The organism is Streptomyces sp. AB3(2024), assembly GCF_041862025.1.
Classification (GTDB): Bacteria; Actinomycetota; Actinomycetes; order Streptomycetales; family Streptomycetaceae; genus Streptomyces.
In genome coordinates this window covers 1-9499 of sequence record NZ_JBGWAB010000199.1, presented here as the reverse complement: position 1 = coordinate 9499, position 9499 = coordinate 1, and the positions used below count along the sequence as shown (strand labels likewise).

8 protein-coding genes are annotated in these 9499 nt (G+C 70.6%); all 8 read left to right on the top strand.

What is annotated here, in order from left to right:
* Positions 1-1021, top strand: a 1021-nt coding sequence (gene yvcK / locus ACEPPI_RS38255) for a uridine diphosphate-N-acetylglucosamine-binding protein YvcK (protein ID WP_373919867.1), incomplete at its 5' end; no start/stop codon positions are given.
* The gene (gene whiA / locus ACEPPI_RS38250; RefSeq protein WP_030237199.1) at positions 1012-2007 is read left to right on the top strand and encodes a DNA-binding protein WhiA; all 996 of its coding nucleotides are present in this window, start codon (positions 1012-1014) and stop codon (positions 2005-2007) included. The genes yvcK and whiA, both read left to right, overlap by 10 nt.
* Positions 2008-2152: 145 nt before the next feature.
* A complete protein-coding gene (locus ACEPPI_RS38245; protein WP_373919866.1) occupies positions 2153-5113 on the top strand; it encodes a M14 family zinc carboxypeptidase in 2961 nt (986 codons plus the stop codon).
* A gap of 209 nt (positions 5114-5322) precedes the next feature.
* Positions 5323-6327: a type I glyceraldehyde-3-phosphate dehydrogenase gene (gene gap / locus ACEPPI_RS38240; RefSeq protein ID WP_030237192.1), complete on the top strand. Its 1005-nt coding sequence runs from the start codon at positions 5323-5325 to the stop codon at positions 6325-6327.
* A 133-nt stretch (positions 6328-6460) separates the two neighbouring features.
* Positions 6461-7672 carry a phosphoglycerate kinase gene (gene pgk, locus ACEPPI_RS38235; RefSeq protein ID WP_373919865.1) on the top strand — a complete coding sequence of 404 codons (1212 nt, stop codon included), beginning with the start codon at positions 6461-6463 and terminating at the stop codon, positions 7670-7672.
* 6 nt (positions 7673-7678) lie between these two features.
* Positions 7679-8467 carry a triose-phosphate isomerase gene (tpiA, locus tag ACEPPI_RS38230; protein WP_373919864.1) on the top strand — a complete coding sequence of 263 codons (789 nt, stop codon included), beginning with the start codon at positions 7679-7681 and terminating at the stop codon, positions 8465-8467.
* A gap of 163 nt (positions 8468-8630) precedes the next feature.
* Positions 8631-8861 carry a preprotein translocase subunit SecG gene (gene secG, locus ACEPPI_RS38225; protein WP_373919868.1) on the top strand — a complete coding sequence of 77 codons (231 nt, stop codon included), beginning with the start codon at positions 8631-8633 and terminating at the stop codon, positions 8859-8861.
* Positions 8862-9040: 179 nt separating this feature from the next.
* Positions 9041-9376 (top strand): RNA polymerase-binding protein RbpA, encoded by a 336-nt coding sequence (locus tag ACEPPI_RS38220; protein WP_078950560.1) that lies wholly within the window; start codon positions 9041-9043, stop codon positions 9374-9376.
* Positions 9377-9499 lie beyond the last annotated feature (123 nt).

Below are 9499 nucleotides of genomic sequence, written 5' to 3'. Positions count from 1 at the left end.
GGACGGCGCGGCGGCGCGGCCCCGCCCCCCCCGCGCGGCCGGGGCCAAGGTCGCCGCGCCCAAGGTCGTCGCCCTCGGCGGCGGCATGGGCCTGTCGGCCTCCCTCGCGGCCCTGCGCCGGATCACCGGTGACGGCGAGCTCACCGCCGTGGTCACCGTCGCCGACGACGGCGGCTCCAGCGGCCGGCTCCGGGAGGAGCTGGGCGTGCTGCCCCCCGGCGACCTGCGCAAGGCGCTGGCCGCGCTGTGCGGGGACGACGACTGGGGCCAGACCTGGGCGCGCGTGATCCAGCACCGGTTCCAGTCGGCCGGCGATCTCCACGAGCACGCCGTCGGCAACCTGCTGATCGTCGCCTTGTGGGAGCAGCTCGGCGACCCCGTCCAGGCCCTCGACCTGGTCGGGAGGCTGCTGGGCGCGCAGGGCCGGGTGCTGCCGATGTCGGCGGTGCCGCTGGAACTCCAGGCGCTGGTCAAGGGCCACGATCCGGCGCGCCCGGAGGACGTGGACACCGTACGCGGGCAGGCCACGGTGGCCCTGACGCCGGGCGAGGTGCTCTCCGTCCAGGTCGTCCCCGCCGGACCGCCGGCCGTGCCGGAGGCGGTCGCCGCCGTGCTGGACGCTGACTGGGTGGTGCTCGGCCCGGGGTCCTGGTTCTCCTCGGTCATCCCGCACCTGCTGGTGCCGGAACTGCTCGACGCGCTGATGGAGACGAAGGCCCGGCGGGTCCTCTCGCTGAACCTCGCGCCGCAGCCCGGCGAAACAGAGGGCTTCTCTCCGCAGCGTCATTTGGAGGTTTTGGCCCGACACGCCCCTAAACTCGCCCTGGACGTGGTGCTGGCCGACGAGGCCGCCGTGCCCGACCGCGAGTCCCTCGCCGATGCCGCGAAACGGTTCGGTGCCGCGGTCGAGCTGGCCCCCGTGGCCAGACAGGACGGCTCTCCGAAGCACGACCCGGAGCTGCTGGCCGCCGCGTACGACCGTATTTTTCGGATGCATGGAAGGATCGGCCCATGGCGATGACGCCCGCGGTGAAGGATGAGATCTCCCGCCTCCCCGTCACCCGGACCTGCTGCAGGAAGGCGGAGGTCTCGGCGATCCTTCGGTTCGCGGGCGGGCTGCACCTGGTGAGCGGCCGCATCGTCATCGAGGCCGAACTGGACACGGGCATCGCCGCCCGCCGGCTCCGCAAGGACATCCTGGAGATCTTCGGCCACTCCTCCGACCTGGTGGTGATGGCCCCGGGCGGACTGCGCCGGGGCAGCCGCTTCGTCGTCCGGGTCGTCGCGGGCGGGGACCAGCTGGCACGCCAGACGGGCCTCGTGGACGGCCGCGGCCGCCCGATCCGGGGCCTTCCCCCGCAGGTGGTCTCCGGGGCCACCTGTGACGCGGAGGCGGCCTGGCGCGGTGCCTTCCTGGCCCACGGCTCCCTCACCGAGCCGGGCCGGTCCTCCTCCCTGGAGGTCACCTGCCCCGGCCCCGAGGCCGCCCTGGCCCTGGTGGGCGCCGCCCGCCGGCTCTCCATCGCCGCCAAGGCGCGCGAGGTGCGCGGGGTGGACCGGGTCGTCGTCCGGGACGGCGACGCGATCGGCGCCCTGCTGACCCGGCTCGGCGCCCACGAGTCGGTGCTCGCCTGGGAGGAGCGGCGGATGCGGCGCGAGGTGCGCGCCACCGCCAACCGCCTCGCCAACTTCGACGACGCCAACCTGCGCCGCTCGGCGCGGGCCGCGGTGGCCGCCGGAGCCCGGGTGCAGCGCGCGCTGGAGATCCTCGGCGAGGAGGTCCCCGAGCACCTCGCCGCGGCCGGACGGCTGCGGATGGAGCACAAGCAGGCCTCCCTGGAGGAGCTGGGCGCGCTCGCCGACCCGCCGCTGACCAAGGACGCCGTCGCCGGCCGGATCCGCCGCCTGCTCGCCATGGCCGACAAGCGGGCGCAGGACCTGGGCATCCCGGGCACCGAGTCCAACCTGGACCTCAGCGAGGAGCTGGCCGACAACATGGCCGGCTGACCCGTACGCCCGTACGTGGTCCGGTAGGGGCCCGCACGCTCACTCGTGCGGGCCCCTTCTCGGTACGCCCCATTGACATGAGCACGGGGCGGTCGTGAGCCTGGCGTCCGCACGCTTTCGTGGCAGACGACGCCCAGGGGGGCACATGAGGCAACGCGCGAGATCGATCCTCGCCGCAAGCGCACTCGTCTTCGGAACCACACTCGCCGCGCTACCCGTGGCGGCCCACGCCCAGCCCGCGTCCGCCGCCCCGTCCGGGGCCGACGAGGTGCGGGTCTACGACGCCGACATCAGCAAGGAACAGGTCCCGCTCGTCCTGGCCGCGGGCCAGGACGCCCACGAGCTCGCCGAACGCGCCCCGCAGACCGGGACCGCCAAGGTCGAGCTCTTCCTCACGGGGGACCAGGCCAGGGGCCTCGCCGCCCAGGGCGTCAGACTCGCCGAGCGCAAGGTCTCCGCCCAGGGGCTGGCCCGCGCCAAGGCCGCCGGCGACGGGGTCTTCCGCCCGTACAGCGGCAAGGGCGGCCTCCAGGAGGAGATCCTGCGGACCGCGCAGCAGAACCCCGGGCTCACCAAGGTCGTCTCCATCGGCAAGACCGTCCAGGGCAAGGACATCCTCGCCCTCAAGGTCAGCAAGGACGCGAAGAAGGGCAAGGACGGCGACAAGCCGTCCGTGCTCTACATGTCCAACCAGCACGCCCGTGAGTGGATCACCCCCGAGATGACCCGGCGGCTGATGCACCACACGCTGGACAACTACGGCAAGGACCCGCGGATCACCAAGCTCGTGGACTCCACCGAGCTGTGGTTCCTGCTCTCGGCCAACCCCGACGGCTACGACTACACCTTCACCGCCGACAGCGCCCGGCTGTGGCGCAAGAACCTCCACGACAACAACGGCGACGGCAAGATCACGGCCGTGGACGGCGTGGACCTCAACCGGAACTTCGCCTACAAGTGGGGCTACGACAACGAGGGGTCCTCCCCGAGCCCCTCCAGCGAGACCTACCGCGGCCCGAGCGCCTCCTCCGAGCCCGAGACCAGGGCCCTGGACGCCTTCGAGAAGCGCATCGGCTTCCGGTACGCCATCAACTACCACTCGGCCTCCGAGCTGCTGCTCTACGGAGTGGGCTGGCAGGTCGCCACCCCGACCCCCGACGACGTCGCCTACAAGGCGCTCGCCGGCACCCCCGAGAAGCCCGCCGTCCCCGGTTACTACCCGCAGCTCTCCTCCGAGCTGTACACGACCAACGGCGAGGCGGACGGCCACGCGGCCAATGCCAACGGCGTCATGATGTTCACGCCGGAGATGACCACCTGCCAGACGGCCTCGGCGATCGACCCGAACGACCGGTGGAAGCCCGAGGACTGCGCCTCCGGATTCAACTTCCCGGACGACGAGAAGCTGATCCAGCAGGAGTTCGCCAAGAACGTCCCCTTCGCGCTGTCCGTCGGCGAGAGCGCCGCGCACCCGGACCAGCCCTCCTCCTCCGTGGGCCTGAGCGCCGCCGACTTCACCCCGGACCCCTTCACCACCTCCTACGTGGAGCGCGGCGAGGACCAGACGGTCGCGGTCACCGCCCGCAAGGCCCTGAAGGACAAGCAGCTCAAGTTCCGGATCAACGGCGGCCGCACGCACGACGACGGACTCAAGGCCTGGAAGGGCGGTGACGTCTACGGCGGCGAGGACAACAACTGGTTCGACGAGTACCGGGCCAAGGTGGACGGTGCCAAGCCCGGCGACAAGGTCGAGGTGTGGTTCACCGGCCGCGACCGCTCCGACAAGCAGGTCTCCAGCGAGCACTTCACGTACACCGTGGCCGAGCGCCCCCGCGCGGACGTCCTGGTGATCGCGGAGGAGGGCGCGAAGGCCACGCAGGCCCAGACCTACGTGGACGCGCTGCGCGCCAACGGGAAGTCGGCAGCCGTCTGGGACGTGGCCACCCAGGGGGTCCCCCACCACCTCGGGGTGCTCTCGCACTTCTCCACCGCCGTCCACTACACCGGCGCCAAGGCGCCCGGCGGCGCCACGCAGCTGGCCGTGCGCGATTTCCTCAACGAGGGCGGCAAGCTGATCGAGGCCGGTGAACTGGCGGGCGGCCGGGCCCAGGTCGGCCGCGCCCTGACGGACGACTTCAGCCAGTACTACCTCGGCGCCTACGGGCGGGCGGGCGTCTCCGGCCCCACCGGCTTCACCGGCGCGGGCTCCCTCGCCGGCGTCAAGGGCGGCCTGGCCGGTGCGGCGGGCAACCCGCTCGACGCCCCCGGCGCCTACACCGTCACCTCCGACAGCCTGCCGGCGGCGCAGTTCCCGCAGTTCAAGAGCGCGCAGGCGGGCCAGTACGCCGGGGTCGTGAACCCGTACGCCCCGTACGCGGGCAGCGGGATGGCCGCGGCCACCCACGAGGACGACGACTGGAAGCGCCTCACGCGGACCGTCGACCTCACCAAGGTCACCGCCGCGGACAGGCCGCAGCTGAAGATGGCCCTCAACTGGAACACCGAGGAGGGCTACGACCACGCCGTCCTGGAGGCCCGTACCGCCGGGGGCGAGGACTGGACCACACTCCCGGACTCGGGCGGGCTGAGCTCCACCACAGTCCCGGCGGAGTGCGAGGCCGGATTCTTGGTCAACGACCACCCCTTCCTGCGCCACTACCTCACCCTGGACGGCGGCGGTTGCTCACCGAGCGGTACCAGCGGGGCGTGGAACAGCTTCACCGGATCCTCGGGCGGCTGGAAGCAGGTCTCCTTCGACCTGAGCGCCTACGCGGGCAAGACCGTCGAGGTCTCGCTCTCCTACATCACCGACCCCGGTTCGGGCGGCCGCGGCGTCTTCGCGGACGAGGCCCGGGTCTCCCTGGGCGGGACCGACCAGGCCGTCGAGGGCTTCGAGACCTCGCTCGGCGTGTGGACGGCGCAGGGCGCACCTGCCGGAAGTCCCGATGTTCCGGGCGATTGGTCCAGGTCGGGCGAACTGTTCAAGTCCTACGCCGCGGTCACTACGCGTGACACCGTGCTCCTCGGCTTCGGCCTGGAGCACGTGCCGGCCGCGGCGGACCGTGCCGTACTCCTGGGCAAGGCGCTTCGCTCGCTGAACCACTGACCTGCGACCCCACCCCCGATCACACTGCGTGACAGGGCCGAAGGTCCCCGAGGTCCCGTGCCAGGGCGTCTGGTACAGGGCCTCGGGGCGTGTCCGGCTCCCGTCGATGTCACTCCCAAGCTCACGGAGAGGTAGGGTCGTAAGCGGTCGGGGACATCCCATACAGCTCGCCGGCGGACAGGCCGGCGTACCAACGAGGAGATCGGTTCGTGACGATCCGCGTAGGCATCAATGGTTTTGGCCGCATTGGCCGCAACTACTTCCGGGCGCTCCTGGAGCAGGGAGCGGACATCGAGATCGTCGGTGTCAACGACCTGACTGACAACGCCACTCTGGTGCACCTGCTCAAGTACGACACCATCCTGGGCCGCCTCAAGGCCGAGGTCTCGCACACCGCCGACACCATCACCGTGGGCGGCAACACCTTCAAGACCTTCGCCGAGCGCGACCCCGCGAACCTGCCCTGGGGCGAGCTGGGCGCCGACATCGTCATCGAGTCGACCGGCATCTTCACGAAGAAGGCCGACGCGTCCAAGCACCTTGCCGCCGGCGCGAAGAAGGTCCTCATCTCGGCTCCGGCCAAGGACGAGGACATCACGATCGTGATGGGTGTCAACCAGGACAAGTACGACGCGGCCAACCACCACGTCATCTCCAACGCCTCCTGCACCACCAACTGCGTGGCGCCGATGGCCAAGGTCCTCCTGGAGAACTTCGGCATCGTCAAGGGCATGATGACCACGGTCCACGCCTACACGAACGACCAGCGCATCCTGGACTTCCCGCACTCGGACCTGCGACGCGCCCGTGCCGCCGCCGAGAACATCATCCCGACCACCACCGGTGCCGCCAAGGCCACCGCCCTGGTGATCCCGGAGCTCGCGGGCAAGCTCGACGGCATCGCGATGCGCGTCCCGGTCCCCACCGGTTCCGTGACCGACCTGGTCATCGAGCTGGAGCGCGAGGTGACCAAGGACGAGGTCAACACCGCCTTCCAGAAGGCCGCCGAGGGCCAGCTGAAGGGCATCCTGGACTACACCGAGGACGCGATCGTCTCCTCCGACATCGTGAACTGGCCGGCCTCCTGCACCTTCGACTCCTCCCTGACCATGGTCCAGGGCAAGAGCGTCAAGGTCATCGGCTGGTACGACAACGAGTGGGGCTACTCCAACCGCCTCGTCGACCTGACCGTCTTCGTCGGCGGTCAGCTCTAAAACGTAGGGCAAGGCACCACCATGTGAGCACAGGGTCCGCTCGGCGCGATGAAGCGCCGTTCGGGCCCTGTGGCTTGCCTGGCCCTCCCGTCCTCGCCCTCCGGGTGAAGGTCTCCTAAGGAGTAGGAAACACATGAAGACGATCGACGAACTGCTCGCCGAGGGCGTCACCGGCAAGCGGGTCTTCGTCCGCGCCGACCTCAACGTGCCGCTCGCGAACGGCGAGATCACGGACGACGGCCGCATCCGCGCCGTCCAGCCGACGATCGCGAAGCTCGCCGAGGCCGGCGCCCGCGTGATCGTGGCCTCGCACCTGGGCCGCCCCAAGGGCGCCCCGGACCCGGCCTTCTCGCTGGCCCCGGCCGCCAAGCGGCTCGGTGAACTGCTGGGCACGGACGTCGCGTTCGCCACGGACACGGTCGGCGCCTCCGCCAAGGAGACCGTCGCCGCCCTCGCCGACGGCAAGGTCGCGGTCATCGAGAACCTGCGCTTCAACGCCGGTGAGACCGCGAAGGACGACGCCGAGCGCGGCGCCTTCGCGGACCGGCTCGCCGAGCTCGCCGACGTCTACGTCGGCGACGGCTTCGGCGCCGTCCACCGCAAGCACGCCTCGGTCTTCGACCTGCCCGCGCGCCTGCCGCACGCCGCCGGTTACCTGATCGCCACCGAGGTCGGCGTCCTGAAGAAGCTCACCGCCGAGGTCAAGCGCCCGTACGTGGTCGTCCTGGGCGGCGCCAAGGTCTCCGACAAGCTGGCCGTCATCGACCAGCTGCTCGGCAAGGCCGACCGCATCCTCATCGGCGGCGGCATGGCGTACACCTTCCTCTACGCCAAGGGCCACGAGGTCGGCATCTCCCTGCTCCAGAAGGACCAGGTGGACGTCGTCAAGGAGTACATGGAGCGCGCCGCGAAGAGCGGTGTCGAGCTGGTCCTGCCGGTCGACGTCCTCGTCTCCGGGGACTTCCCCGACCTGAAGACCAAGGCCCCGGCCGACTTCGAGACCGTCGACGCGGACAAGATCCCCGCCGACAAGGAGGGCCTCGACATCGGCCCCAAGACGCGTGAGCTCTACGCGTCGAAGATCGCCGACGCCGAGACCGTGTTCTGGAACGGCCCGGTCGGCGTCTTCGAGCACCCCGACTACGCGAACGGCACCAAGGCCGTCGCGCAGGCCCTCGTCGACAGCAGCGCCTTCACCGTCGTCGGTGGCGGCGACAGCGCTGCCGCGGTCCGCATCCTGGGCTTCGACGAGAACGCCTTCGGTCACATTTCCACCGGTGGTGGCGCCAGCCTCGAATACCTCGAAGGCAAGACGCTCCCCGGCCTCGCCGCCCTGGAGGGCTGAACCCCTATGACTGCTGCTGCCAACGGCCGCACCCCGCTGATGGCGGGCAACTGGAAGATGAACCTCAACCACCTTGAGGCCATCGCCCACACCCAGAAGATCGCCTTCTCGCTCGCCGACAAGGACTACGACGCAGTCGACGTGGCGGTGCTCCCGCCCTTCGTCGACCTGCGCTCGGTCCAGACCCTGGTCGACGCCGACAAGCTGAAGATCAAGTACGGCGCCCAGGACATCTCGGCGCACGACTCCGGCGCCTACACCGGCGAGATCTCCGGCCCCATGCTCTCGAAGCTCGGCTGCACCTTCGTGGCCGTCGGCCACAGCGAGCGCCGCCAGTACCACGGCGAGGGCGACGAGGTCTGCAACGCCAAGGTCAAGGCCGCCTACAAGCACGGGCTCACCCCGATCCTGTGCGTCGGCGAGGGCCTGGACGTCCGCAAGGCCGGCGGCCAGGTCGCGCACACGCTGGCCCAGGTCGACGGCGGTCTCAAGGACGTCCCGGCCGAGCAGGCCGAGTCCATCGTGATCGCGTACGAGCCCGTCTGGGCCATCGGGACCGGCGAGGTCGCCACCCCCGAGGACGCCCAGGAGGTCTGCGGTGCGATCCGCGGCCGCCTCGCGGAGCTGTACTCCCAGGAGCTGGCCGACAAGGTCCGCATCCAGTACGGCGGCTCCGTGAAGTCCGGCAACATCGCCGCGATCATGGCGCAGCCCGACGTCGACGGCGCCCTGATCGGCGGCGCGGCGCTGGACGTGGACGAGTTCGTCAAGATCGTCCGCTTCCGCGACCAGTGAACCGCCCGGTGAAGCGACCGGTGAGTATGCGGTAGGGCGGATCCGTCGTACCCTTGCGGGGGCCAGGGGGCTGCGATCGGCAGCCGCTGGCCCCCGCGGGCGTCGCAGGCCCGGTAAAACCTGAAAGCCCAGAATGCCCAGAAAGTAGGAATCAGCCGTGATTATGGGGTTCTCGATCGCCCTGGTCGTCTTCAGCGCCCTGCTGATGCTGCTCGTGCTGATGCACAAGGGCAAGGGCGGCGGTCTGTCCGACATGTTCGGCGGCGGCATGCAGTCCTCGGTCGGCGGCTCCTCCGTGGCAGAGCGCAACCTCGACCGCATCACCGTCGTGATCGGGCTCCTGTGGTTCGCCTGCATCGTGACGCTCGGCCTGCTCACGAAGTCGGGCAGCTGACCGTTCTGGCCATTGTGCCGGTCCCGTCGGCTCCGCCCCGCCTATCATGAGGTCCTGCGTCCACGGCTGGAGCGAGTAACTCCGGTTACTGGACGCGCGTTGGGCCTTCCGTAGACTGGGGCGCCCGCAGCGGACATCCCCTCTCGCTCCGCGGCACCATCACGCAGGGAGTTACGACCGTGGCAAGTGGCAACGCGATTCGTGGAAGTCGGGTCGGAGCCGGGCCGATGGGCGAGGCCGAGCGCGGTGAATCCGCGCCCCGCCTGCGCATCTCCTTCTGGTGCTCGAACGGGCACGAGACGCAGCCGAGCTTCGCCAGCGACGCGACCGTGCCGGACACCTGGGACTGCCCGCGTTGCGGGTTCCCGGCCGGCCAGGACCGGGACAACCCGCCCGCGCCGCCGCGCACCGAGCCGTACAAGACGCACCTCGCGTACGTACGGGAACGCCGCACCGACGCCGACGGCGAGGCCATCCTCGCCGAGGCCCTCGCCAAGCTCCGCGGCGAGATCTAGGAACGGCGACAACCGGACCACCCTTGAGAGTGACTCGGGGCCCGGGCCGCGGGAGTGCGAATCCCGCGGGGCGGGCCCCTTTTTTTCCGTTGTCCCCCCCCGGATCCCTTAGGTTTGGAGGCG